The organism is Amycolatopsis sp. NPDC043887, assembly GCF_056435665.1.
On the sequence record NZ_JBWKEB010000004.1, the window covers coordinates 352,398 to 376,884 of the forward strand.

General features: G+C 68.8%; 21 protein-coding genes. 17 read left to right on the plus strand and 4 right to left on the minus strand.

The window, feature by feature from the left end; genetic code table 11:
* The first annotated feature begins 1 nt into the window (after window position 1).
* From AC069H_RS13495 to AC069H_RS13535, 9 genes are read left to right on the plus strand one after another with little or no spacing between them, the layout of a single operon-like run.
* The gene (locus tag AC069H_RS13495; RefSeq protein ID WP_478232429.1) at window positions 2–1,621 is read left to right on the plus strand and encodes a class I tRNA ligase family protein; all 1,620 of its coding nucleotides are present in this window, start codon (window positions 2–4) and stop codon (window positions 1,619–1,621) included.
* A 6-nt stretch (window positions 1,622–1,627) separates the two neighbouring features.
* Entirely contained in the window at window positions 1,628–2,884 is a 1,257-nt protein-coding gene (locus AC069H_RS13500) for an MFS transporter (protein ID WP_478232430.1), read from the plus strand.
* Between the two features lie 31 nt (window positions 2,885–2,915).
* Complete coding sequence (locus AC069H_RS13505) at window positions 2,916–4,667, plus strand: ABC transporter substrate-binding protein (RefSeq protein WP_478232431.1); 1,752 nt, start codon at window positions 2,916–2,918, stop codon at window positions 4,665–4,667.
* On the plus strand, window positions 4,664–5,944 hold the full coding sequence (locus AC069H_RS13510) for an ATP-grasp domain-containing protein (RefSeq protein ID WP_478232432.1): 1,281 nt from the start codon (window positions 4,664–4,666) through the stop codon (window positions 5,942–5,944). The genes AC069H_RS13505 and AC069H_RS13510 overlap by 4 nt, the downstream gene beginning before the upstream one ends.
* Window positions 5,941–6,405 (plus strand): cobalamin B12-binding domain-containing protein, encoded by a 465-nt coding sequence (locus AC069H_RS13515; protein WP_478232433.1) that lies wholly within the window; start codon window positions 5,941–5,943, stop codon window positions 6,403–6,405. The genes AC069H_RS13510 and AC069H_RS13515 overlap by 4 nt, the downstream gene beginning before the upstream one ends.
* A complete protein-coding gene (locus tag AC069H_RS13520) occupies window positions 6,402–7,712 on the plus strand; it encodes a methylaspartate mutase (RefSeq protein WP_478232434.1) in 1,311 nt (436 codons plus the stop codon). Before AC069H_RS13515 ends, AC069H_RS13520 begins: the two co-directional genes overlap by 4 nt.
* A complete protein-coding gene (locus AC069H_RS13525; RefSeq protein ID WP_478232435.1) occupies window positions 7,709–8,704 on the plus strand; it encodes an asparagine synthetase A in 996 nt (331 codons plus the stop codon). Before AC069H_RS13520 ends, AC069H_RS13525 begins: the two co-directional genes overlap by 4 nt.
* Complete coding sequence (locus AC069H_RS13530) at window positions 8,701–9,945, plus strand: glutamate synthase-related protein (protein WP_478232436.1); 1,245 nt, start codon at window positions 8,701–8,703, stop codon at window positions 9,943–9,945. The genes AC069H_RS13525 and AC069H_RS13530 overlap by 4 nt, the downstream gene beginning before the upstream one ends.
* Window positions 9,942–10,271, plus strand: a complete 330-nt coding sequence (locus tag AC069H_RS13535) for an avidin-fold protein (protein WP_478230109.1) — start codon at window positions 9,942–9,944, stop codon at window positions 10,269–10,271. The genes AC069H_RS13530 and AC069H_RS13535 overlap by 4 nt, the downstream gene beginning before the upstream one ends.
* A gap of 378 nt (window positions 10,272–10,649) precedes the next feature.
* On the opposite strand, the gene AC069H_RS13540 is transcribed toward AC069H_RS13535, so the two are convergent.
* Together AC069H_RS13540 and AC069H_RS13545 are read right to left on the minus strand one after the other, a co-directional pair.
* Window positions 10,650–11,000, minus strand: a complete 351-nt coding sequence (locus AC069H_RS13540; RefSeq protein WP_034319694.1) for an MmcQ/YjbR family DNA-binding protein — start codon at window positions 10,998–11,000, stop codon at window positions 10,650–10,652.
* The gene (locus AC069H_RS13545) at window positions 10,984–11,676 is read right to left on the minus strand and encodes a hypothetical protein (protein ID WP_478232437.1); all 693 of its coding nucleotides are present in this window, start codon (window positions 11,674–11,676) and stop codon (window positions 10,984–10,986) included. Before AC069H_RS13545 ends, AC069H_RS13540 begins: the two co-directional genes overlap by 17 nt.
* A 187-nt stretch (window positions 11,677–11,863) precedes the next feature.
* Between AC069H_RS13545 and AC069H_RS13550 the strand changes: the two genes are divergently transcribed.
* From AC069H_RS13550 to AC069H_RS13585, 8 genes are all read left to right on the plus strand, one after another.
* Window positions 11,864–13,324, plus strand: a complete 1,461-nt coding sequence (locus AC069H_RS13550; RefSeq protein WP_478232438.1) for an NB-ARC domain-containing protein — start codon at window positions 11,864–11,866, stop codon at window positions 13,322–13,324.
* A gap of 87 nt (window positions 13,325–13,411) precedes the next feature.
* Entirely contained in the window at window positions 13,412–14,980 is a 1,569-nt protein-coding gene (locus AC069H_RS13555; protein WP_478232439.1) for a carbamoyltransferase C-terminal domain-containing protein, read from the plus strand.
* Window positions 14,981–15,082: 102 nt separating this feature from the next.
* Window positions 15,083–16,240 carry an NAD(P)/FAD-dependent oxidoreductase gene (locus AC069H_RS13560; RefSeq protein WP_478232440.1) on the plus strand — a complete coding sequence of 386 codons (1,158 nt, stop codon included), beginning with the start codon at window positions 15,083–15,085 and terminating at the stop codon, window positions 16,238–16,240.
* Window positions 16,237–17,490 (plus strand): ATP-grasp domain-containing protein, encoded by a 1,254-nt coding sequence (locus AC069H_RS13565; RefSeq protein ID WP_478232441.1) that lies wholly within the window; start codon window positions 16,237–16,239, stop codon window positions 17,488–17,490. Before AC069H_RS13560 ends, AC069H_RS13565 begins: the two co-directional genes overlap by 4 nt.
* A gap of 79 nt (window positions 17,491–17,569) precedes the next feature.
* Window positions 17,570–18,382: a dimethylargininase gene (gene ddaH, locus AC069H_RS13570; protein ID WP_478228898.1), complete on the plus strand. Its 813-nt coding sequence runs from the start codon at window positions 17,570–17,572 to the stop codon at window positions 18,380–18,382.
* Window positions 18,383–18,395: 13 nt separating this feature from the next.
* Complete coding sequence (locus AC069H_RS13575) at window positions 18,396–19,817, plus strand: cation:proton antiporter (RefSeq protein WP_478232442.1); 1,422 nt, start codon at window positions 18,396–18,398, stop codon at window positions 19,815–19,817.
* 6 nt (window positions 19,818–19,823) lie between these two features.
* Window positions 19,824–20,837, plus strand: coding sequence for a TauD/TfdA family dioxygenase (locus AC069H_RS13580; protein ID WP_478232443.1), 1,014 nt, complete (start codon window positions 19,824–19,826; stop codon window positions 20,835–20,837).
* A gap of 314 nt (window positions 20,838–21,151) precedes the next feature.
* Window positions 21,152–22,006: an SDR family oxidoreductase gene (locus tag AC069H_RS13585; protein WP_478232444.1), complete on the plus strand. Its 855-nt coding sequence runs from the start codon at window positions 21,152–21,154 to the stop codon at window positions 22,004–22,006.
* Here the strand turns inward: AC069H_RS13585 and AC069H_RS13590 are convergent.
* The gene (locus tag AC069H_RS13590) at window positions 21,969–22,994 is read right to left on the minus strand and encodes a glycosyltransferase family 9 protein (protein ID WP_478232445.1); all 1,026 of its coding nucleotides are present in this window, start codon (window positions 22,992–22,994) and stop codon (window positions 21,969–21,971) included. The two genes, AC069H_RS13585 and AC069H_RS13590, sit on opposite strands and share 38 nt — an antisense overlap.
* Window positions 22,991–24,478, minus strand: a complete 1,488-nt coding sequence (locus AC069H_RS13595) for an HAD-IIIA family hydrolase (RefSeq protein WP_478232446.1) — start codon at window positions 24,476–24,478, stop codon at window positions 22,991–22,993. Before AC069H_RS13595 ends, AC069H_RS13590 begins: the two co-directional genes overlap by 4 nt.
* Window positions 24,479–24,487: the final 9 nt, after the last annotated feature.

The following is a 24,487-nucleotide window of genomic DNA, read 5'->3' on the forward strand; positions in this document are numbered from 1 at the left end:
CATGGCCGACACGCGACCGGTGGTGATCATCGGCGGCCCGCCGACGTCCAACGGGGATCTGCACATCGGGCATATCGCCGGCCCGTACCTCGGCGCCGACGTGCATCGGCGGTACCTGCGCGCGGCGGGCCGCGAGGCCGTGTTCGCCTCCTGCACCGACGACAGTCAGACCTATCTCGTCACCAGTGCGGCCAGGGTCGGGCTGACACCGCCCGAACTGGTGAAGCAGTCGACCGAGAACATCCAGCGCACGTTCAAGGCGATGGGGGTCGAGGTCGACGGCTTCTCGCCGACCGACGAAGGCTACAAGGCACTCGTCTACGACTACGTCAAACGACTGTACGACAAGGGAAAGCTCCGGTTGCGCAAAGTCCGGCTGCCGTACAGCGAGAGCAAGGGCGAGTTCCTGGTCGAGGGTTTCGTCGGCGGTGGCTGCCCGACGTGCCTCGCCGACAGCCGCGGCGGGTTCTGCGAGGGCTGCGGGCATCCGATCGACTTCGACGCGCTCATCGAGCCGTACTCGGTGCTCGACCCGGCCGACGAGGTGACCTACCGCGAGACCGAGATCATGGTCTTCCCGGTCTCGGAGTACCGCGAGCAACTCCTCGCCTACTACGAGGAACGCGGTCCCGCGTGGCGGCCGCACGTGCTCGGGCTGATGCGGGAACTGCTGTCCGGGCCGTTGCCCGACTTCGCGATCACGTATCCGGTGAAATGGGGCCTGCCGGCGCCGTTCCTCCAGACCCCGGGGCAACGACTCAACGCCTGGGTCGAGGGCATGCCCGCCTCGATGTACTGCACCGAGTACGCGTTGCGGCGCAACGGGAAGCCGAAGGTCGCCGACGACGACGCCTGGCTCGCGGAGAACGACGCGCGGGTCGTGGTGTTCATGGGGTTCGATCCGCTGTTCACCTGGGGTGTCGTCCACGTCGCCGAGTTGATAGCTCTCGAAGGCCGTTACGTCCTTCCGGACACCTTGCTCGTCAACGAGTTCTACGAACTGGAGAACGAGAAGTTCTCCACCAGCAAGGGACACGTGGTCTGGGCCCGTGAGCTGGCGGCCGAGGTGCCCCGCGACATCGCGCGGTTCCACCTCAACCTCACCGCCCCCGAGTTCGCGCGGACCAACTTCTCCCGTGTCGCGCTGGAGAAGGTCGCGGGGGAGCGGCTGGTCACGCCCTGGAACGAACTCGCCGAGACACTGGCGAAACTCACCGCCGAGGTCGGCGGCGAGAACGGCTCGCTCCCGGTGTCGACCGAAGCCACGGAACGCGCGGCGGCGATGGTCTCCCGGTTCTCCTTGAACTACGAACTCGAGGACTTCAGCCTCAGCCGGGCCGCCGATCTGGTGGTGCAGCATGTCGAACGCCTGCGCGCGGCGACGGAACGCACGCTGAAGGGCAACCTCGACCAGGAGATGCTCCGCGCCCGGCTCGGTGACCTCTTCCTCGAACTGCGGGCGCTGATCGGCTGTGCCTCGCCGATCCTGATCGACCTCGCCGAGCGTGCCACCGAAGCCGGCGGGTTCGAACCCCGGATCACCGCGGCCGCCTTCGACGTCACGCACACCACGGCCTTCACCGTGCCACCACTGGAATTCCCTCCGACGAGCGAGGTCTGACCCCCCATGTCACTCGACAGCACCCTCTCCGCCGACGCGGCCCGGAGTTCCCGGCTCGCCGAACGCCTGCTGGTCCCGGCGGGATTCATCACCACGGCGGGCAACGCGTTCCAGATCACCGCCGCCGCGATCCTGGTCTTCCACGCCGAACAGACCACCCTGGCGGTCGGCTGGCTGTTCATCGCGGTGTCCATCCCGCAGGTCGCGCTCGCGGTCCTGTTCGGCAAGCTGGTCGACAAGGTCGACCGCCGGATGCTGTGCGTGGCGGCGGACCTGGTGAGCGCGATGACCGCGTTCGCGCTGCCGGTGTGGCTGTGGATCGGTGGCCCGGCGAATCTCGGCTCCTACATAGCGAACTTCATGCTCGCCTGCACCGCGGCGTTGTTCATGCCCGCCAGCAACGGCCTGATCAAGGAACGGATCCGCGACGAGCGGCTCGGCAAGTTCAACTCCCACTTCGAGATGGCGAGCAACTCCGGTATGTTGCTGGCGTCTTCGCTGGCCGGCTTCTTGGTGATCTGGTTCGGCGCCACGCCGCTGTTCGTGTTCAACTCGCTGAGCTTCGTCCTGTCGGCCGTGCTGGTCTACGCGATCGGCCGTAAACCCGCCAAGGCCCCGGTGACCGAGGAGACCACGGCCACCGACCCGTCGGCGCCGGTCGAAGCCCCCGTGCGCCAGCCGATCAAGCGGCTCGCGCTGCTTTACGCCAACGGCAACATCGGCCTGATGGTCGCCAACGTCATCCTGACGACGCTGATCCTGCAGACCTTCGACCAGGGTGCGTGGATGATCGGTGTGGTCGACGCGCTGGCCGGGGTCGGCTTCATCGTCGGCGCCGCCGCGTACGGCAAGGTCAGCAAGCGGTTCAAGGGCATCCATCTGGCCGTGCTCGGCACGCTCGGCAACCTGATCTGCCTCGCGATCCAGCCGCTGCACTACATCGCGCTGATGGCGGCGATCCCGTTCGCCGGCTTCTGTTTCGCGCAGGGCCGGATCGCGGCGCGCACACTGCTGATGCGGGCCAGTCCGGAGGAGCGGGTCGGCCGGATCTTCGGCGGCACCCAGGCTCTCGGACTCGGGCTCGGCGTCGGCGCGACGGTCGCGCTGTCGTCGCTGGCGGACGCGACCACCGTGCCCTACGCGTTCTGGGGGCTGGCGATCCTGCAGGGCGCGATCGTGATCGGCACCTACTTCAGCTTGGCGAAACCGCTGTCGGCGCAGGAGAAGCGGCCGGCCGAGGTACTCGAGGCGACCGCCGCCTGAGCGCGGCCGACATTCGGAGGAAGCGAAAGTCATGACGGACAAGCCGATCAAGGGCGGCGTGGCGACCTGGGCCTGCCTGCCCGGGTTCCCGCCCGCGGTGATCTTCCCCTTCACCCCGGGCGAACGCTTCGGCGTGCGGAGCCTCTACGAGTTCCAGATGCTGATGTACCGGCCGCTGTACTGGCTGGGCCGGGACGGCGCGCCGGAGATCGACTGGGATCTCAGCGTCGGTGAAGAGCCGGTGTGGGACGAGACCGGCCGCACCTGCGTGGTCCGGATCAAACCGTGGAAGTGGTCCAACGGCGAGACGGTCTGCGCGGACAACGTCATCTTCTGGATGAACATGCTGAAAGTGAAGGGGCCGAGGTTCGGCGCGTACTCCGAGGGCTACTTCCCGGACAACCTGGTGTCGTTCGGGAAGGTCGCCGACGACAAGGTGAGCTTCACGTTCGACAAGGCGTATTCGAAGAACTGGGTGCTGCTGAACCAGCTCACCATGATCACCCCGATGCCGAAGGCGTGGGACCGCACCGCGGCCGGGCCCGCCGACGCGACGCACGACATCGGTCAGGCGGAAGCGGTCTACGAGTTCCTGATGGCGGAGAACGGTGACGTCGTCGAGGAGGACAACTCGCACCGCACGCGCTGGGCCGACAGTCCTGTGTGGAGTGTCGTGAACGGGCCGTGGCGGCTCAAGAGCTACACCGAGGAAGGTGTCGTCACCTTCGTCCCGAACGAGCACTACAGCGGGCCCAACCCGCCGCATCTCGACGAGCTGCGCCAGGTCTCGACGACGTCGGACGAGCAGCAGTACGAACTGCTGCAGTCCGGTGACGTCCAGGTCGGCTTCCTGCCACCGGGGATGGGCGTCCAGCCCGACGGCGACCCGACGAAGGGCGGGCCCAACCCGCTCGGCGACGGTTTCCAGCTGGAACCGCAGATCCTGTTCAACATCAACTTCATGGCGGTCAACTTCAGCAACCCGACCGTCGCCGGGAACATGATCAGGCAGCCCTACGTCCGGCAGGCGTTGCAGAGCTGCTTCGACCAGGAGTACGGGGCCCGCGAGGTCTACCAGGGTTACGGCTGGAGCCAGACGGGGTCGATCCCGGTGCTGCCCAAGAGCGACCTGGTCTCGCCGAAGATCGCCGAGCGTGGCGGGTTCTGGCCGTTCGACCTGGAGAAGGCGCGGCAGCTGCTCGCCGACAACGGCTGGGACGTCACCACCTCACCCGCGGTGTGCGTCCGGCCCGGCACCGGCCCCGGTGAAGCGGGCGAGGGCATCCCGGCCGGCACCGAACTGAGCTTCTCCCTGCGCTACTGGGAAGGGCGGCCGTCGCTGGCGCGGCTCATGGCGCAGTTCCGGGACGACGCGGCGAAGGCCGGCATCGAGATCCGCCTCGAAGAGGTGATGGGGTCGGTGCTGGTGGCGGAGGACGGCCCCGGCGAGAAGCGGATGTGGCAGCTGTCCTGCTGGGGCGGCGGCTGGGTCTACAACTACCCGACCGGCGAGAACCTCTTCCAGAGCGGCGCCGCCTGCAACTTCAGCAACTACCGGGACGCCAAAGCGGACGAGCTGATCGCGAAGACCGTCACCACCGACTCCCTCGAAGCGCTCTACGAGTACCAGGAGTACATCGCCGACCAGGCTCCGGTGATCTTCATGCCGACGTTCCCGCGGCGGCTGTTCGAGGTCGCGGGCAACCTGCGCGGGTTCTCGCCGATCAACCCGTACGGCCTGATCAATCCGGAGAACTGGTATTACGTCGAGGACGAGTCATGACGCGCCCGGTGGTGCTGGTCGGGTTCGTGGCCGCGGCCCTGGGTTCGTCCATCAAGGACTTCCAGCCGAACGGCTCGGTCATCTTCGTCGAAGAACCCGACGTCGTCCGCAAACGCGACGCACGGACGACGGTGGCCGGTTCGGCGCTGGTGCGCGAGCTGATCGAGTGGGAATTCCACCTTCCCGGCAAGGCGGACGAGTTCTACCACGTCCACCACGACCTCGATCCGGCCGCAGTCGTCCCGCTGACCGAGTACGCGACCCCGTTCGCGGCGAGGCTCGCGGAACGCTACGGCCTGCCGGGCGCGGGGTTCGGCGCGGCGCAGATCCTGCGGGACAAGGCGGTGCTGCGCCTGGTCAGCCGGGCGGCGGGGATCGCGAATCCGGCTTCGGCGCGCGTCGAAAGCCCCGAACAGGTCCGTGAGTTCATGGCGCGGCATCCGGGGAAGACCGTGCTGAAGCCCGCGAACCGGCAGGCGTCGGTGGGGACACAGGTGCTCACCGACCCGGCCGAGGCCGAGCAGGCGTGGGCGAACTGCGTCGTGCAGGACGAAGGGATCTTCGTCCCGGACCGCGCGATGGAACTGAAGATGCTGGCCGAGAGCTTCGTCGAGGGCGACGAGTACAGCGTCGAGATGCTGCTGCGGGACGGCGAGCCGCTGTTCGCCAACGTCACCGGCAAGCGGCTGTTCCCCGGGCCGCGTCCGATCGAACTCGCGCACATCGTCCCCGCCGACATCCCGGACGAGCTGACGGTGTCGCTGACCGAGGAGACGCGGCGGCTCACCGGCGCGGCCGGGTTCCGCACCGGGATCGTCCACTGCGAATGGATCGTCTCGGACGGCGTCCCGTACCTGGTCGAATGCGCCGGCCGGTTCGCGGGCGACGGCATCATCGAGCTGATCCAGCGCGCCTACCCGGTGGAGCTGAACCGCGCCTACTTCTCGGTGATGAAGGACGAGCCGGTCGTGGACGTCTTGCCACGCAAGGCCGAAGGCGGCGCCGCGGTCCGGTTCCTCTCGATCGAGCCGGGCCTCATCGCGGACGTGCGCGGGGTGGAGAAGGCGTCGCAGTCCGAAGGCGTGTTCATGTGCGACGTCGGGGTTTCGGCGGGCGACCGGTTCGGCGGACTGCGCAGTTCGTGGGACCGCGTCGGCGATCTGATGGTGACCGCGGACAGCCCGGCGGAGGCGTCACGCCTGGCCGAAGAGGCGGTCGCGCTGATCGAGATCGACGTGCGGCCGGACCGCGAAGAGAGGGAGAACGCCGCACCATGACCATCGAAGCCGTCCAGTCCACGCTCCCGGACGCCGATCTCGACGTGATCGTCACCGGGCTCTCGTCCGACGCGCACACCTGGAACCTGGTGTACCTGGAGCTGTTGCTGGAGGAACTGGGCTGCCGGGTCACCAACCTCGGCGCCTGCGTCCCGGACGCGACCATCGTGCGCGAATGCGTCACCCGGCGGCCGGACCTGCTGGTGATCAGCAGCCTCAACGGGCACGGCCGTCAGGACGGCGTCCGGTTGATGGAAACCTTCCGCGCGCGGGCGGAGCTGGTCACGATGCCGGTCGTCATCGGCGGGAAGCTCGACGTCACGGGCGGCAGCAACGCGGCGCGGCTGCTGGAGGCCGGCTTCGACGCGGTGTTCGAGGACTCCGGCGGGCTGACGCCGTTCCGGACCTTCCTCCGCACCCTGTCCGTGCGCGCCCCCGGTGTCCCGCTGGGCGCCGGATGAGCGTGCTCACCCCGCGGCGGGGACATTCGTTCGGCGAGGTGGTCGCGCGCCACCACGCCAGGGGTGACCTGGTCGTCCAGCCCCGCATGGGGTTCGCCGATCCGGGGCGGATGACCCGGGGACTGCTGGCGACCAGGGCGGCGCGGGCCGCGACGGTCGGCACGATCACGATCGACAGCTACACCAGGGTCGGCGACCACGAGGCGGCTCGCGCGGCGCTGGCGGCCGGTGCCGATCTCAACGGGTACCCGCTCGTCGACCACGATCCCGCGACGACGACGGCGTTGCTCGACGGAGTGCTGACCGGGGACTTCCCGGTGCAGGTCCGGCACGGTTCGGCGGACCCCCGCCGGATCGTCCGGTCCCTGCTGGACTTCGGGCTGCACGCGACCGAGGGCGGTCCGGTGTCGTATTGCCTGCCGTACAGCCGCATGCCGCTTTCGGCGGCCGTCGACAACTGGCGGCGCTCGTGCGAAACGCTGGCCGAGGCCCGCGGTCCCGAACTGGAGCCGCACCTGGAGACCTTCGGCGGCTGCATGATGGGTCAGTTGTGCCCACCGGCGCTGCTGGTCGCGCTGAGCGTGCTGGAGGGGATGTTCTTCTGGCGGCACGGGATCCGCTGCCTGTCCTTCAGCTACGCGCAGCAGACCCACGCCGGGCAGGACGAGGAGGCCGTCGCCGCGCTGCACGCGCTGATCGCGGAATACGTGCCGCACGCGCGGACGCATGTGGTGATCTACGGCTACATGGGCGTCCACCCGAGGACACCGGGCGGCGCGCTGGAGCTGATCGCAGCGTCCGCGCGGCTGGCCGCCCGCACCGGCGCGAGCAGGCTGATCGTCAAGACCACCGCCGAAGCGCACCGGCTGCCGACCGTGGCGGAGAACGTGACCGCGCTGGAGCACGCCGCCGAGGCCGCGCGGGGTGTGTCCCGGATCGGCAGGCTCGGTGACACCGGGATCCACGCGCAGGCGAAAGCGTTGGTGGACAACGTTCTTTCGCTCGACACCGACCTCGGCAGGGCGCTGGTCACGGCGTTCGCGCGGGGTCAGCTGGACGTCCCGTTCTGCCTGCATCCGGACAACGCGGGCCGCGCGCGCGGACGGCTGGACGCCGGCGGCCGCCTGGAGTGGCAGCGGATCGGCGCGATGCCGCTGGGCGACCTCGTCGACCTGCCCGCGGAACGGCGGATGACCTCGGGCGATCTGCTGGACGCGCTCCGCTACGTCGAGCGGTCGTTCGACGAGAAGTACGGGCTGCCGGGAATCGAGCCCGTGAACCGACTGACACAGGGGAGTAGGACATGACCGGACCATCGGCCGCGGCGCTGCCGCCGGGCACCCGCGAGCATCTGACGTCGCCGGTGACGCAGGCGGCGCTGCGCATCCAGAACAGCATCACCGCGGGCACCCGCGAATACCTCGGCATGAACGGTTTCGTGGAACTGCAACCGCCGCTGATCGGGCCGGTCACCGACCCGGGATGCCGTGGTGCGAAGCAGGTCGACGTCGACTACTACGGGCACAAGTACAAGATGATGACCAGCGTCATCCTGTACAAGCAGGCTTCGCTGCTCGCGTTCGACAAGATCTTCTATGTCGCCCCGAACGTGCGGCTGGAGCCGCTGGAGACCTCGACCACCGGACGGCATCTGGTCGAGTTCACCCAGATCGACGTCGAAGTGGCGCGGGCGAGCCGCGAGGAGGTCCTCGACGTCGCTCAGGGCCTGCTCCGGCACGTGGTCGCCCATACCCTGCGAGAGTCCAAAGTGGACCTTGCCGCGCTCGGCCGGGATCCCGAAGCGTTCACGGCGCTGCTGGACGAGGATTTCGAGCGGATGACGCACCGCGAGGCGGTGTCGCGGCTGCAGGGCCTGCGGCACGGGCAGAGCGCCGACGCGGAGATCGACTGGCAGGGCGAGCGGATCATCTCGGAGCAGACGAACCGGCCGTTCTTCATCGTCGACTACCCCAAGGGTTCGCGCGGGTTCACCGACGGCGAGTCCAGCACCGAACCGGGGGTGCTGCGGAACTTCGACCTCATCGCCTCGGACGGGTTCGGCGAACTCTGCAGTGGCGGTGAGCGCACGCACGAGTACCGGCGGCTGATCGAGCGGATGCGGGAGACGGGGGAGAACCCGGCGAAGTACGCCTGGTACCTCGACCTCGCGCGCGAAGGGCTGCCGCCGAGCGCGGGCTTCGGGATGGGGCTGGAGCGGGTGACGCGGTACATCGCCGGGCTGGACGCGATCTGGCAGGCCAACGCGTACCCGAAGCTGCCCGGGATCGCGGCGCCGTGATCACCGCGCGGCAGCTCCCCGAAGACGCGATCCGGGCCAGGGCGCGGGAAGGCAGCGCGGCTGTCTTCCCCGACGTCGCGGGATACGGCCGGTCGCTGTTCGGCGCGGACGCCGACTCGGGTACCGATGAACTCGACCGCGCGCGGATCGTGCCGCCGGTGTTCGTCCCGCGGCGCCTGGAGAAGATGTTCGACCTCGCGCGTGAACCGGTGTACGGCGATGTCGGGTTGTCGACCGTCCTCGGCGGGTTCACCGCGCCGTCGCCGGTGTTCCTGTGCGCGTTCGGCTCCACGCAGGTGGCGGGCAGCGGGCTCGGGATCGCCGCGAGCGAACAGGCGGGCAGACTCGGGATGCCGATGGTGATCGGCGAGAACGTCGTGCCGATGCACGGATACGGCCGGATGGGCGAAAGCGCCGAAGACGGCCTGCTCGGACGGATCCGCGCGTACGCCGACGCCGTACCGGACGGGCTGGGCGGTGTCGTCGTGCAGCAGAGCACCGAAGACGCCGACGCGGAGGTGTGGAACCTCGTCTACAGTGACCCGTCCGCGACGAAACTGCTGGAGACCGGGCGGCTGGCGTTCGAGCTCAAGGTGGGGCAGGGCGCCAAACCGGGGCTCGGCGGGATGACCGTGCTCTCGCGCACGGCCGCCGGCGAGATCGCCGAACAGTACACAGTGGACGAAGCCTTCGGTAAGGAACAGGCCATGGTGCTGCGTTCCAGCAGCCCCGGCACCTTCACCGGGGAGATCTTGCGCCAGCAGATCCACCTGATGCGCAACAACTACCCGCGGGCCCGGGCCTGGGTGAAACTGCATCCGGGCCGCGACGTCGGCGAGGCCGCGCGGGTCGCGTGGGCGGCGGGGGCGGACGCCGTTACCGTCGACGGTGCCGAGGGCGGCACCGGCTGGGCGCCGTCGGTCTTCCTCGACCAGGTGGGATTGCCGCTGGTGGAATGCCTGCGCCGGGTCGGCAAGCACGACGCGTCGTTGCTGGTGTCGGGGCGGATCTGGGAAGGGGCCCGTGCGCTCAAGTGCCTGGCGATGGGCGCTTCCGCGGTCGGCCTCGGCCGGGCGGCGCTGCTCGCCGTCGACGAGGACGCGGCCGAAGGGTTCGTGCGGCTGGTGCGCTGCCTCGAACTCGAGCTGCGGCTGCTCACCAGCGCGCTCGGGAAGTACGACCTCGCGGATCTGACCTCGGACGACCTCTGGTTCCCGACCCGGACGGAGCAGAACGAATGATCAACTACGACGGTAAACGGTTCCGCAAGGTCAGCACGGATCCGAACGCGCCGGTCACCCTGTACCGGCAGAAGGACGACCTGGTGTGGGCTGAGTTGACCGGCGGCGGTGTGCGGCTCGGCTCGCTGACCGGGAAGTGCGGCGAGGACGGGACGATCGACATGGCCTACACGATGGTGCTGGTCAGCGGTCAGGTGATCGCGGGGCACAGCACGAACACGCCGGAGTTCCTGCCGGACGGGCGGATCCGGCTGAACGAGGTGTGGGAACGGTATGGGAATCCCGGCTCCCGCGGAACTTCAGCCATCGAAGAGGTGGCCGAGTAGCTCGTTTGCGCGTGAAGGCCCCCTTCCCCTTGGGACAGCCGAGGGAAGGGGGCCTTCACGCGCGTTCGGGGCGCGAACCCGCGGGCTTGCCGGCGGCAGGCGTTGGGTCAGGGGGGTCGTGAGTGGCGTTTCGGGTTAGAACCCGAAACGCCACTCACGACCCCCCTGACCCTGCGCGAACCCGGCGATCATTGTCGCGCAAGAACCCCGGTAGGTGGTGAAGGCCTCCTTGCCTACCTTCAGGGTAGGGAAGGAGGCCTTCACGGACTTCGCGTCGGGCGGCACCGGATTTCTACCCTCTTTTGTCGCCCGAAGGTGAATTCACGCGACCGAAAAGGGTAAGCGAGAGGGCTGAACGGCGCACGCCGAAAGGAGTGTTCAGCTCGGGTTCTTTTCCAGGTATTCCGTCCAGACCTTCTTCGGCACGCACATTCGCCACGAGTCGACGATCAGTTCTCGTAACTCTTCGTAATCGATCGCGGACAGCCGGACGCGGACCCACTGATAGCGCATATCGGACGGAATCGGCATCATGAACTTCTCCGGTTCGCCGGCCACCAGTGCTTCCCGCTCCTCTTTGGGATAGCCGAATCCCATCACGGTTTCGTCCGGCGAGAGCGAAAGGAACACGATTCGCCCCACGCGGAACTTCGCTCGGTCGCGGACCAGCGCTTCATAGGCGCGAGGCAGGTCCGAAACGATCCGTCTGACGTCATCCCCGGTTACCATTTTTCCACCATTCTCCACTGTCTGTTCCCCAGTCACCCTTGGCGCCCATGGTGAAGGCGACGTAAAGGTATTCGTCGAGGATCTTCGCCAGTGACACGGGCCTGCCCGCCAGTGCGGGGATTTCCGCCCCGTCGTCCCCCGCCTCGGCGATCACCGCGGCGGCCCACGCGCGGCCGAGCCGCAGGTGCGCGCCGAACGCGGCGCCGTCACGGGCACCGTGGAGGGTGGCTGCGATGGCAGCGTCCCACGGCATGATCGTGTTGGGCCGCAACGCATACAGCGCCTTGGCCGCGGCGGTCGGGCCCAGCGTACGCCTGGTCCGTCCCGCTGAGACGACGACACCTGACAGGTCCGCGTAGGCCTTCGCGGCGGTGTCGATCTCCGCGTCCGTCAAGCCGGCCAGGTCGGCCGACGGGAGAGTGGTCCCCCAGATCTCCCACCAGGTGCGGACACTGTCGTCGAAGGGGGCGGGTTCGCCGTCCCGCGGGTACCGGATACGGCATCCCCACGAGTTCAGCCAGCGAAGAAGAATTGTGCGATGCGCGGGCTGTGACAGGTCGATCGCGGACCGCGTTTCCTTCAGCAGCCGAAGCCAAGAGGCGTCCACATTCGCGAAGCCGTTGAACACTTCGGCGGCCCGCCGCAGTTCGGCGAGCGGGGGCAGGGGAGCAGACATGGGCGAACCCTATCCGGTGCCACCAAGGGGGTGAATTTCCGCGTCCAACTATTGGACTTTGTACATTGAGTCACCTATTTGTATCTGCTGCATCCTTCATTGGTCCTTTAGGGTTGTGGTCAGGAAGGTCACAAGGATGGCGGTCACGCAGCGCGATTGCGTTAACCCATCCAGGGGAGGAGAGGGCATGGGCAGACCCGAGCGACCGTTGGACGGCTCCACTGGTCCGATCGCCGCATTCGCTCACGATCTGCGCGTTTTGAGGAACCGGGCGGGAAACCCGAGTTACCGGGAACTCGCCAGGACCGCACTGTTCGCACCTTCCGTGCTGTCCAGCGCGGCGAGCGGCCACCGCTTGCCGACGCTCGCCGTGACGTTGGCGTTCGTCTCCGCGTGCGGTGGGGACCGTGCGGTGTGGGAACGACGTTGGCGGAGCGTCGCCGGGCAGCCGGGCGCCGGCGCCGAGGTACGGGAGGATCGTGCGCCCGCGCCGGCGGACACTCCGCCGGACGGCGCGCACGCGACGGCATCCGGCGTCATCCGCCTCGCCCGTCCGGCTCAGCTGCCCATGGCATCGAGGACTTTCGTCGGCAGGGAAAGGGATCTGGCCGACGCCGCCGAGAAGATCGGCGCGAGCGGGCCGGTCAAGGTGCCGTTGCTCGTCAGCGGCCCGATCGGGGTGGGGAAGACGGCTTTCGCCTTGCGGCTGGCGGAAGAGGTCGCGGCGGACTTCCCGGACGGGCAGCTCTACGCCGAGCTGGGCGACAGCGGCTCCGGCGGCCGCTCGGCCAACGGGATCGTGCGCGGGTTCCTGCGCGCGCTCGGCGTGCCTGCCCATCTGGTGCCCGACGATCCGATGCAGCGGATCGGGCTGTACCGGTCCCTGCTGGCGGAACGCAGGTTGTTCGTGCTCCTGACGGGTGTCCGGGACGAGGGCCAGGTGCGGCCGCTGCTCGGGCAGACCCCGCACAGCCAGGTCGTGGTCACCAGCCGCGCCCGGCTGCTCGGCTTGGAGGACACGAACCGTATCGAGCTCGATACGTTCTCCCGCAAGGAATCGCTGGCCTTGATCGGCCGGATCGCCGGACCGGGCCGGGTACGGGCGGAGCACGACGCCACCGACACGATCGCCGAACTGTGCGGGGATCTTCCGCTGGCGGTCAACATCGTCGGCCGCAAGATCGCCGCGCGCCCGGAATGGGCGATCGCGTACACCGCGGGCCAGCTCGCCGATCGCGAACGGCTCATGGACAGTCTCTGTGTCGGTGACGTCAACGTGCGGGACCGGTTCTCCGCGGCGTACGACCATCTGTCGCCCACCGAACGGGAGGCCATCCGGCACTTCGGGCAGAGCGGCGCGGGCTGGACGACGTCGATCGGCATCGCCGCCGCGATGGGCATCATGATCGAGACCGCCGACGAACTCCTCGAATCCGTGGTGGACGCCGGACTTCTCCAGCGTGCCAACGTGGCCGGGCGCTACGCGGTGTCCCGGTTGGTCAGCGCGTTCGCCGCCGAGCGGCAACGCGAACCTGGCCCGTTCGCCGCCGCCGTCCCGATGGCGGGCCGCAGGACGCGCAAGAACGCTTTCGAATCGCTGCGCCACGAGGCGGTGCGCACGCTGCCGGGAGGCTCGTCCGAAGGTTGATTGTTCTCCCCGCGCGGCGCTTCCGGTCAACGGGCCGCGCGGCTTGAATGAGTCGACGAATGAAGGCGAGCGAAATTCGGTGACACAATGCTGATTCTGTCGATGAAAGAGGGTCACGATGGCGGGATCGTGGCGATCGAGGACGGCAAGCTGCTGTTCGCGCTGGAGTCGGAAAAGGACAACTACCCGCGCTACGACCGGATCACCGGCGAGCTGATGGCGCGCGCGGCGGGCATGCTCGACAAGCAGCCCGACGTGGTCGCGCTCGGCGGCTGGGTCAAGGGGGAGTTCTCGGTGGAACCGCCGTCCCGCACCGGATACTTCGGTGTCGGCGAAGGCGCGATCTCCGATGAGGCGGGCAAGTTCTTCGGCAAGGACGTGCGGTACTTCTCCTCGACCCACGAACGCTCGCATATCTACACCTCCCTCGGGATGGCCCCCGCGGCGCCCGGCCAGGCGTACTACTCCCTGGTGTGGGAAGGGAACATCGGTGACTTCTACCGGATCGATGAGCGCGGCGAGGCCACGCACCTGCAGCATGTCCTGACCGACCCCGGCGCGAAGTACGCGTATCTCTTCGCGCTGGCCGACCCGGGTTTCCCACTGGGCAAGGGGAAGTTCCGGTTCAACGACGCCGGCAAGCAGATGGCGCTGACCGGGTTCGCCGAGCCGGGCCCGCTCACGCCGGACGAGCAGAAGACGATCGACTTCATCCTCGACCGCGACGGCATCATCCTCGGTCTGTCCAAAGAGGAGATGTCCTGGTCCCATCTGTACAACGCCGGTGTCTGGTCGCAGGAATACCGCAACGCGGCGGCGAAGCACTCGCAGGCGATCTTCAACCGGTTCTACGACTACGCCGAAAAGAACCTGTCCGAAGGCCTGCCACTGCTGATCTCCGGTGGCTGCGGCCTGAACTGCGACTGGAACCGCTTGTGGCGGGAGAGCGGCCTGTTCTCGTCGGTGTTCGTACCGCCGTGCCCCAACGACAGCGGTTCCGCACTGGGCACGGCCATCGACGCGCAATGGTTCTACACCGGGCAGGCGACCATCGAATGGGACGTCTACGCGGGGGAGAACTTCGTCGAGGACGTCGTCCCGGATCCCGCCAAGTACGAGACACGGCCGCTCGTGGCGAGTGAGGTCGCGAAGTATCTCAAGGACGGCAACATCATCGGCTGGGCGCGCGGCCGGTACGAGATGGGCCCGCGGGCGCTGGGCAACCGGTCGATCCTCGCCGCGCCGTTCACCGTGGACACCACCGTGCGGCTCAACAAGATCAAGCGTCGCGAGGACTACCGCCCGATCGCCCCGATCGCGCTGGAATCCGACGCTCCCCAGTGGTTCGTCGGCTCGGTCGAGGACCCGTACATGCTGTACTTCAACCACGTCACCTCCGACGAGTTGAAGGCCATCACGCATGTCGACGGCACCGCGCGCACCCAGACGGTGACGCGCGAGCGCAACGCCGGTATCACCGACCTGCTCGAGGCGTTCCGTGAGCAGACCGGGTTCAGCGTGCTGTGCAACACCTCGCTGAACAACAACGGGCGCGGTTTCCTCAACCGCACCAGCGATCTCATCGAGTACGGGGAGACGTACGGCCTCGACGGCTACGTCATCAACGACACGTTCGTGACCCCGCGCGCCTCCTGAAATCCTTGCCCGACGGGGGCAAGGCCCGGATGCCACCACCCAGCAGTGGCATCCGGGTACCTCGTGGTGCCCGAACGAAGTCTCGCCCGGAGGGGGAAGACCATGCGAGTCGTGTTCGCGGGCGGTGGTGTCATCGCGCTGCTGACCGCGCTGGAGTGTGTGTCGGCCGGGCACGAAGTGGTGATCGCCGACCAGGCGGACATCCCGTTCTCCGGCGCGACCTCGTTCGACCGGCACCGCGTGCTGCGCGCGTTGCATACCGGTGACCCGGCCACCACGGCGGCCGCCGTCGGCGCGCATCACGCGTGGATCGAGCTCGAACACCTGCTGTCCACGTCTTTCTACGAACAGGTCGGCGCGCTCACCGCGCTTTCGGCGGACGCGGCGACGGCGGCGCGGGAATTGCTCACCGCGGCCGGATCGAAGGCCGAAGTGCTCGGCGCCGACGAACTCGCCGCGGAATTCCCGCACGCCGGGTTCGTCCCCGGGACGGGCGCGATCTTCGAGTCGCACGCGGGGGTCCTGCTCGCCGATCGCGTACTGACCGCGTGCGCCACGCGGCTGCGGTGGCACGCGAACGCGGAACTCCATCCGCATCGCAAGGTGGCCGGGATCGACGCAGACCGGGCCGAGGTCCGGCTGGCCGACGGGGGGACCCTCCGCGGTGACGCCGTCCTGGTGGCGGCGGGCCCGTGGTCCCGGGAGCTGCTGGCCCCCGCGCTGTCCAGGGAACTCGTGCTGCACCGGCAGACGATGCTCTACTGCGACGTCCCGCCCGCCGACGCCGCCGCGTGGGCCGCGACCCCGGCGATCACGTCGCTCGGCTCCGACGGGGGCGCGTGGCTGGTGCCGCCCGTGGCCGGGACGCCGTTGAAGCTCAGCGCCGCGAGCGCGTGCCGCGTCGTCGACGAGATCGGCGGCGCCACGGTGCCCTCGTGGTGGCGTGAACACCTGATCGACACGTTCGCCACGCTGATCCCTGGCTTCCGCCGGGACTGGCTGGTCGACACCCGGGACTGCCACTACCTCGCCCGGTGCTCCACCCTCGGCCCGATGCTCGCCGTCCTCGGCGACCGGGTCCTGACCTACGCGGCGTGCGGCGGCTCGTCGTTCAAGTTCGCCCCGCTGATCGCCCGGTCCCTGGCCGCGCGCCTGACCGGCGCCGACCCGGTCAAGACCGGACTCGAACCGCTCGACCGGCCGCTCGCGCGAGCGGGCGGTGTCCACCCGATCCGTCCTGCTCTGCGAGGTGTGTCGTGAAACTGCTCGCGCTGGAAGCCAGCCAGAACTCCTACTACTACCTGCCCCGGTATCAGCAGATCGAGGACTTCGGTGGCGTGCTGTACGTGCTCAACGGGATCGGGACCGAGGATCTCTGGCCGTCCGAGCGCTACCGGATCGCCGGCAGCAACCACATCGACGACCTGATCCGGCACGCCAAGGCCTGGCACGCGGAAGAGTCCTTCGACGGCGTGCTCACCTTCTCCGAATCCGGCGTGGTCCTGGTCGCCGCGGTCGCGGAAGCGCTCGGCCTGCCCGGTATCGGCGTCGACGCGGCGCGGACGAGCCGGAACAAGCTGATCATGCGGCAGGCGCACGAAAAGGGCGGTGCCGCGCATCCGGACTACCGGTTCGTCGAAGACCTCGATTCGGCTCTTCAAGCGGCCGAGGACTTCGGCTATCCGGTGATCCTCAAGCCGACACTCGGCGCGGCCAGCAACTTCGTCTTCCGGGTCGACGACGAAGAGAAGATGCGGGAGCGCTACGCGCAGGCGCGCGAAGGCATCGACGGGATGTCCTGGTACAACATGGAGGCCGAAGGGCTGGACCTCGGCCCGCACGGCCTGCTCGTCGAGTCCTTTCTGGACGGTCATGAACACCTCATCGAAGCGGTGGCATGGGAAGACGAGGTCTACCTCGGGTCCATTGTGGACCGGGTCACTTCGGAGGGCGAGACGTTCGACGACGACGTGCACCACGCGCCCACGTCGCTCACCGCAGAGCAGGTGGCCGAAGTGCACGCGGTGGTGGCCGCCGGAGTGCGGGCGCAGGGGCTCACCCGCGGCGCGCTGCACGCCGAGGTCCGATTCCACCAAGGCAAACCGTTCCTGCTGGAGATCGCCGTCCGGCCCGGTGGCGGGGGACTCGACCACATGGCGCGGCTTTCGGCGGGATACGACCCGATCAAGGGACTCATGGACGTCTCTCGCGGCGTACGGCCGGACGTCGGGCACTTCAGCCCGACCGGGCTGCACACCGCCGCGATGTGCCTGATCTGCCCCGGCGGCGTGATCGCCTCGATCGACGTCCCACCCGCGGTGAACGAATCGGATTCCCTGTACTACCTGAAGATCTTCGCCAAGCCGGGTGACCTGATCAAGCGCCCGCCGCTCGGCAACAACATCTTCGGCGGCATCGGCGCGCTCGGCTCGTCCTTCGACGAAGCCATGCGCAATGCCAACGACCTCGCCGGGAAGATCGAGGTCAAACTCTCCGAAACCCAGAATTAGCAACGGATTCTGTTAGGCGAAACCGGGCCCTTACCCAGGGCCCGGTGGCGGAAGACGCCCAAAACCGCGTGGAGGAAGCGTGTCACGGACTGCCACCCAACGGCACTACCTGATGGTCAGACCGACGTATTTCGACGTCGAGTACTCGATCAATCCCTGGATGGACCCGAAGAAACCGACGGACACCGAGCTGGCCATCGCGCAGTGGGAATGGCTGCGTGACCTGTACGTCGACCTGGGGCATCGTGTCGAGCTGCTCGATCCGCTGCCCGGTCTGCCCGACATGGTGTTCGCGGCCAACGGCGCCACCGTGGTCGACGGGCAGGTGCTCGTCGCGCGTTTCCACCACGTGCAACGCGCCGGCGAGTCCGCCGCGTACCTGGAATGGTTCCGGGACAACGGATACCGCTACGTGCGGCAGGCGCAGTGGGTCAACGAGGGGGAGGGCGACTACCTCGTCGCCGGGAACACGATCCTCGCCGGGACCGGGTTCCGCACGAACCCGGAGGCGCACAACGAATCGCGCGAGTTCTTCGGCCGCCCGGTGACCCGGCTGACGCTGATCGACCCGCGGTACTACCACCTCGACACGGCGCTCGCCGTCCTCGACGACGACATGGTCATGTACTACCCGGGCGCGTTCTCCGAGGAGAGTCGTCTGCTGCTGAAAGAGCTGTATCCCGACGCGATCCTGGCGTCCGAAGACGACGCCGCCGTCTTCGGCCTCAACGCCGTCTCCGACGGCAAGCACGTCGTGCTGCCGCAGGCGGCCACCGCGCTGACCGCCCAGCTGCGGGAACGCGGCTTCGAACCGATCGGTGCCGACCTGTCCGAATTGCTGAAGGCGGGCGGCAGTGTCAAGTGCTGCACGCTGGAACTGCGTGCCGGTTAGGGAGAGAAAATCGATGGATTCGGCTGTGCGGGACCGGGGCGGGCGCACCACGCTGCGCCGGATCGTCGTCGGGACGGCGTTGATCGCGGTTCCGGCGGTGGTCGTCGTCGTGGTGCTCGGCCTGGGGTCGGCCTACGCGCCTGTCGCGAGCACGGGCGCCAAGGCCGCGGGCGGCGGGCCCGACACCTACGCACGCCTCCTGGTCGCGCTGCCGGTGATCCTGGGCGCCTGCTACCTGGCGGGCGTCCTGGCCCGGCGGCTCGGCCAGCCCGCGGTGATCGGCGAGATCGTCGCCGGCATCCTGCTGGGGCCATCGCTGTTCGGGCTCGTCTGGCCCGGCGCGTTCGGCTGGCTGTTCCCCGGCGGGGTGGTCTCGGCGATCAACATCCTTTCGCAGCTGGGCCTGATCTTCTTCATGTACCTGGTCGGTTCGGAGATCGATCTCGGCGCGGTGCGGAGGCGCGGGTTCACCGCCGTGACGGTCAGCCAGGTCAGCATCGCGCTGCCGATGGTCTGCGGCATCGTGCTCGCGCTCGGCATGTACCCGACCTTCGGCGGTGACGTCGGCTTCCTCGCTTTCGGACTGTTCATCGCGGTCTCGATGAGCGTGACCGCGTTCCCGGTACTGGCGCGGATCCTGACCGATCGTGGCTTGTCCAAGACGCCGCTGGGGGCGCTGGCGCTCACCTGCGCCGCCGTCGACGACGTCGCCGCGTGGTGCCTGCTGGCCGTCGTGGTCGCCGTCAGCCAGGGCGGAACTCCGTCCGAGGTCTTCCTGACCGTCGGGCTGACCCTGGTGTTCGTCGTGGTCATGCTCTCCGTCGTCCGGCCGTTGCTGGCGAAGGCGCTCGCCCGCGTGCCGGAGTCCGCGGTGCTGGCCATCCTGCTCGGCGGGATCATGCTGTCGGCGCTGGCCACCAACGAGATCGGCATCCACGCGATCTTCGGCGCCTTCCTCTTCGGGGTGATCGCGCCGAGGAACGAGCCGGTCGTCACCCGCGCGGCCGGGAAGCTCGGCAGCGTGACCCTGACGTTGCTGCTGCCGCTGTTCTTCGCCTACACCGGGCTGCACACCGAGTTCAGCCTGCTCGGCTCCGGATCGCTGTGGCTGTGGACCGTGGTGATCACGGCGGTGGCGGTGTTCGGGAAATGGGCGGGCAGCACCACGGCGGCTCGGCTGACCGGCGTCGGCTGGCGCGAATCGCTGTCACTCGGGGCGCTCATGAACTGCCGGGGACTGACGGAACTGGTGGTGCTCAACGTCGGCCTCCAGCTGAAGGTGATCAGCCCGGCGGTGTTCGCGATGCTCGTGATCATGACGCTCGTGTCGACGATCGCGACCGCCCCGGCGCTCGCCTTCATCGCCAAGTTCGGGAAGAAGTCCGGAAAGGACTCGGACAAGACCGCCGGTCCAGCGGCGGCGGAAAGTAGATAGGACACCATGACCAGCAAGCAGGAAACCCTAGTCAGCACCTTCGCCGAGGTCGCGCTCACCGACGAGGTCCGGGACACCATCGGGAGCGAGCTGCGGTCCTTCCCGAACCCTGTCGACGATATCGACCGCTCGCTGGCGATGCTCCGTGTCGCGTTCTCGAAGCTGCCGATCGACCAGTTGCAGACGATCCTGGACTTCGGCAGACACGTCGACACCCCCGGCGTCGCGCTCGTGCGCAACCTGCCGGTGGACCCGGAGCTCCCCGAGACGCCGATCGACGGGGAACCCAGCAAGGACAAGATGACGTTCGTCGCCGAGACCGTCCTTTTGGGACTGAGCCAGCTACTCGGCGAGCCGGTCGGGTTCACCACCGAGAAGAGCGGGCGGCTCGTGCACGACGTCGTCCCGGTGTCGGCGGGGGCGCGGAGCCAGACCAACCAGAGCTCGCACGTGTTCCTGAACTTCCACAACGACATCGTGCACGACGAGGTCGGCCGCTACGACGTGTCCAATCCGGACTTCCTGGTGCTGAACTGCGTCCGCCAGGACGGGAACAAGGAAGCCGTCACCTACTACGCCGACGGCAGGGACATCTCGGCCGCCCTGGCCCCGGAGGTGCTCGACATCCTGCGCCGCCCGCTCTTCCGGCTCAACGCGCCCGGCAGCTACGTGCGTGACGTGGCCAAGGGGGCCGACGTGCTCTCCGACCCCGTGGCGGTCATCTCCGGGCCGGCGGAATCCCCGGAAGTGGCGATCTCGGCCAACGGCGTGGTGGGGGAGACCGTCGAGGCGGAGCAGGCGCTGGAGGAGCTGCAGCGGGTCTGCCGTGAGGTCGCGCATCAGGTCAAGCTGGAGCCGGGGACCGCGCTGCTGATCAACAACCGGAAGGGCCTGCACGCGCGGTCGCAGTTCTTCGCGCGGCACAACGGGCGGGACCGGTGGTTGCAGCGGACGTACATCCGGCGCAGCCTGTGGACGATCCGGTACCGGGGGACGGCGGAGGACCGGCGGGTGCACTGAGGGTTCCGGACCGGCGTGGCCGAGTGCCCTTCGCACCTGCCTCACAAGCCCCGACCGGCTCTGGACCAGTCTTTGTCTAGTACATGAAGGCCTCCTTCACTGCGCCAGGCGCAAGGAAGGAGGCCTTCATGTACTAGGGAAGGTGTGAAGGTCGAGTTTCCTCGGCTGAGCCGAGGGAAGGGCCCCTTCACGCGCGGCCGTGGTGATGCGAAGAAAGCTTTCGCGACACCGCCGTCAGGCACGAGAGCGGGCATGTTCGAGAAAGCGGCCATCCGGGTAACCGTCGGCGAAAGCATCCGACGGGAGGGAACCCGATGGCAGACAGGTTACGGCCGCCGCAGCAGCAGGAACCACCGGGCGTGACGTCGAAAATGGACCCGCGGCCTCGTGATTCCATGGAGGACTACGAGGGGCGCGAACTGCTGGCTGGCAAGCGCGCGTTGATCACGGGCGGTGACTCCGGGATCGGCCGCGCGGTCGCCATCGCCTTCGCGAAGGAGGGCGCCGACGTGGCGATCGCCTACCTCAACGAGCACGAAGACGCGAAGTACACCGAGGAACGCGTACGCGCTGAAGGGCGCGAATGTCTCCTCCTGCCAGGTGACCTCGCCGAGGCGGCGCAGTGCCGCGGGATCGTGGACCGGACCGTGAAGGAGCTCGGCGGCCTGGACATCCTGGTCAACAACGTCGCCACGCAGTGGCCGGTCGACTCTCCGGAGGAGCTCACCGACGAGCAGTGGACGCATACCTTCGACGTGAACATCCACAGCTTCTTCCGGGTGACCAACGCCGCGTTGCCCCATCTGGGCGAGGGCTCGGTCATCATCAACACCGGCTCGGTGAACGGCCTGCGGGGCAACAAATCGCTGATCGACTACTCCGCGACCAAGGGTGCAGTGCACGCCTGGACGTACGCGATGGCGCAGGCCCTGGCCGATCGCGGCGTCCGGATCAACTGCGTCGCGCCCGGTCCGGTGTGGACACCGCTGATCCCGTCGACCTTCCCGCCCGAGAAGGTGGAGAAGTTCGGCCTCCAGGTCCCGTTCGAGCGGGCGGCGCATCCCGACGACCTCGCGCCGTCGTACGTCTTCCTGGCGTCCAACCGGCTTTCGTCGTACTACAGCGGCGAGGTCATCGCCGCGCTGGGTGGCGAGACGACACCCGGCTGAGGCGCGCCACGGCGTCGACGACGGCTTCGGGCGCGAGGCGGTCCAGGCACGGGTGGCCGGGCACGGGGCAGACCCGGGCCCGGCTGTCCCTGCACGCCGCGTGCTGGTCGCCGAGCACTTCGGACGGCACTCCGTACGGCGCCCAGCGCGAAGCCGGCACGACCGGCGCGAACAGCGAGACGACTGGCGTCCCGACGGCGGCCGCGAGATGGGCGGGGCCGGTGTTCGGCGCCACCACGACGTCCGCCTCGGCGAGCACGGCCGCCAGTTCGGACAGTCCCGTGCGGCCGCCCAGATCGAGCGCGTCTCCGGCCACTTCCTTGGTCAGCGTGCTTTCCGACGGGGACCCGGTCACGACCACGAGGTGCCCGGCGTCCGACAGCGCCCGCACGATGGCGGCCGAGCGCTCGGCCGACGGTTGCCTGGCCGGAACCGACGCGGCCGGATGGAAGACCACGTAGCCCTCATCGCCGACGAGCCCGTCCACGGGCGGCAGCGGTTCACGGATCGCGAGACCGCCGTCGTCGCCGGGTGACAACGAGAATCCCGCTTCCTCGGCCAGGGAAAGCATCCGGACCGGCTCCGGCGGATCACCGGGAACGCGATGCCGCAGATCCAGCAGCGATCCGGGGTAGTCCTCGCAGACCGCGCCGATCCACGGCACGCCCGCCATCCTCAGCAGTAGCGCCAGCGGGAGCGGGGACTGGTGGAACGACGTCAAGATCAAGACCGCGTCGAAGGAGAACGCGCGCAAGCGCCGGACGAGCGCGTCGGTGTCCTCTTGGGTGACGGGCGGGGGCTCGGGGTCGATCCACGGGGCGCACCAGCTGATGACCTCGTCCACTCCGGGCAGCAGTTCGCCCGCGGCACGGCCCCGGGGTCCGGTCAGCAGGACCACCCGTTCCGCCCCGGCCGCGACCGCGCGGACGCAGGGACCGGCCAGCAGGACGTCGCCGAGGTTGTCCATCCTCGCGACCAGGACGTTCATCGAGTACCCGCGACGGCCAGATGCACGGCTTCGGCGAGGTCCCGCGCGACGGTCGCCCGGCGACGGGCGCGGGCGATCTCCTCCGGCCGGGTCCGCGCGGTCGGGATGAGGATCCCGCGGGCTCCGGCCGCGAGGGCGGCGTCCACGTCGGCACCGGTGTCGCCGATGACCACACAGTGGCGGACGTCCACGCCGAGCGCCTCCGCGGCCTGGCGCACCAGGCCCGGCGCGGGTTTGCGGCAGGCGCAGCCGTCGCCGTCGTCGTGCACGCAGACCTGCCAGGTGCCGAACGGGCCGAGGACCTGTTCGACGCGGGCGTTCACGGCGGCCAGCCGATCCGGGGTGATCAGTCCTTTCGCCACCCCGGACTGGTTGCTGACCACACCGATCCTGATCCCCGCCGCCCGGATGCCGTGCAGAAGTTCCTTGGCGCCGGGCACTGGGCGGACGCCGCCGGGATCGTCGAGGTAGGGCACGTCGACGATGAGGGTGTCGTCCCGGTCGAACAGCAGGGCCTGCGGCCGCCGTGAGAGCCGGTGCCGCAGTTCCCCGCGGAGCCGGTGATAGCAGGCCGCGGGCGGGATGAGGACGCTGGTCAGGAGCATCCGCGACACCTCTCCCGGGGTGAGCGGCCCCGGCGCGATCCGGCGCGCGGCGAACTCGGCGGTCAGCCCCGCCCACACTCCGGCCGCCGCGGTGGCGGCCTTACGGCGTCCCAGCGCGAACAGCGCCACGGCGCCCGCCGCGCTCACGGTGGCCAGCACGTGCCGTTCGAGCCGTCCGTGTCCGGCTCCGGTCTGCTGTCGCCAGAGGACACCGTGCTTGTGCCGCATGAGCGCGTCGTCGGCGTTGCCCCGCTGGGCGCGGAGGCTGGCCAGCGGACCCGATCGCTTGGGCGGATGGACGGTGACGCGTTCACCCCGTGCGATGAGGTGACCCACCTTGGCGACCTGCAAGGCCAGATCCGAGTCCTCCCGGTAGGCACGGGGAAACCGTTCGTCGAATCCGCCGACGTCGGCGAGCACGGACCGGCGGTAGGCCATGTCGGCGGTGATCCACCTGGCCGTCTCCAGCCCGGCGGTTCCGCGTTCGTCGTCGGTCGGACGACGGTCCGGCGGCAGCGGTACGACGAGCCGCGCTTGCGACGCCGCCGTCTCCGGCTCGAGGGGGAGGAGGTCATCGGCGAGTTTCCGCGGCCAGTCCGAGCCGATCACCACGTCGTCGTCGAGAAAGGCGATCCACTCGGTCCGGGCGCGCCGCCAGCCCGCGTTACGGGCTGCGGCAGGACCGCGTCCGCCGGAGCGGACCACTTCGATTTCCGTACTGGACGGGGGAAGCCGCAGATCATCGCCGCCGGGCCGGTCGTCGGCGACGATGATCCGCGCGGGCCGGGGTTCCCCGGCGGCTTCGATCCCGGCCAGGAGCGTGTGGAGATTCTCCCGGCCGGTCGTCGGGATCACGATCGTGTAGTCGAGGTCGCTCACCCTCTTCCG

Excerpts from the sequence above, each read along its gene's own strand:
- AC069H_RS13495 (WP_478232429.1), top strand. The coding sequence starts at position 2 with ATGGCCGACACGCGACCGGTGGTGATCATCGGCGGCCCGCCGACGTCC.
- AC069H_RS13500 (WP_478232430.1), top strand. The coding sequence starts at position 1,628 with ATGTCACTCGACAGCACCCTCTCCGCCGACGCGGCCCGGAGTTCCCGG.
- AC069H_RS13505 (WP_478232431.1), top strand. The coding sequence starts at position 2,916 with ATGACGGACAAGCCGATCAAGGGCGGCGTGGCGACCTGGGCCTGCCTG.
- AC069H_RS13510 (WP_478232432.1), top strand. The coding sequence starts at position 4,664 with ATGACGCGCCCGGTGGTGCTGGTCGGGTTCGTGGCCGCGGCCCTGGGT.
- AC069H_RS13515 (WP_478232433.1), top strand. The coding sequence starts at position 5,941 with ATGACCATCGAAGCCGTCCAGTCCACGCTCCCGGACGCCGATCTCGAC.
- AC069H_RS13520 (WP_478232434.1), top strand. The coding sequence starts at position 6,402 with ATGAGCGTGCTCACCCCGCGGCGGGGACATTCGTTCGGCGAGGTGGTC.
- AC069H_RS13525 (WP_478232435.1), top strand. The coding sequence starts at position 7,709 with ATGACCGGACCATCGGCCGCGGCGCTGCCGCCGGGCACCCGCGAGCAT.
- AC069H_RS13535 (WP_478230109.1), top strand. The coding sequence starts at position 9,942 with ATGATCAACTACGACGGTAAACGGTTCCGCAAGGTCAGCACGGATCCG.
- AC069H_RS13540 (WP_034319694.1), bottom strand. The coding sequence starts at position 11,000 with ATGGTAACCGGGGATGACGTCAGACGGATCGTTTCGGACCTGCCTCGC.
- AC069H_RS13545 (WP_478232437.1), bottom strand. The coding sequence starts at position 11,676 with ATGTCTGCTCCCCTGCCCCCGCTCGCCGAACTGCGGCGGGCCGCCGAA.
- AC069H_RS13550 (WP_478232438.1), top strand. The coding sequence starts at position 11,864 with ATGGGCAGACCCGAGCGACCGTTGGACGGCTCCACTGGTCCGATCGCC.
- AC069H_RS13555 (WP_478232439.1), top strand. The coding sequence starts at position 13,412 with ATGCTGATTCTGTCGATGAAAGAGGGTCACGATGGCGGGATCGTGGCG.
- AC069H_RS13560 (WP_478232440.1), top strand. The coding sequence starts at position 15,083 with ATGCGAGTCGTGTTCGCGGGCGGTGGTGTCATCGCGCTGCTGACCGCG.
- AC069H_RS13575 (WP_478232442.1), top strand. The coding sequence starts at position 18,396 with ATGGATTCGGCTGTGCGGGACCGGGGCGGGCGCACCACGCTGCGCCGG.
- AC069H_RS13580 (WP_478232443.1), top strand. The coding sequence starts at position 19,824 with ATGACCAGCAAGCAGGAAACCCTAGTCAGCACCTTCGCCGAGGTCGCG.
- AC069H_RS13585 (WP_478232444.1), top strand. The coding sequence starts at position 21,152 with ATGGCAGACAGGTTACGGCCGCCGCAGCAGCAGGAACCACCGGGCGTG.
- AC069H_RS13590 (WP_478232445.1), bottom strand. The coding sequence starts at position 22,994 with ATGAACGTCCTGGTCGCGAGGATGGACAACCTCGGCGACGTCCTGCTG.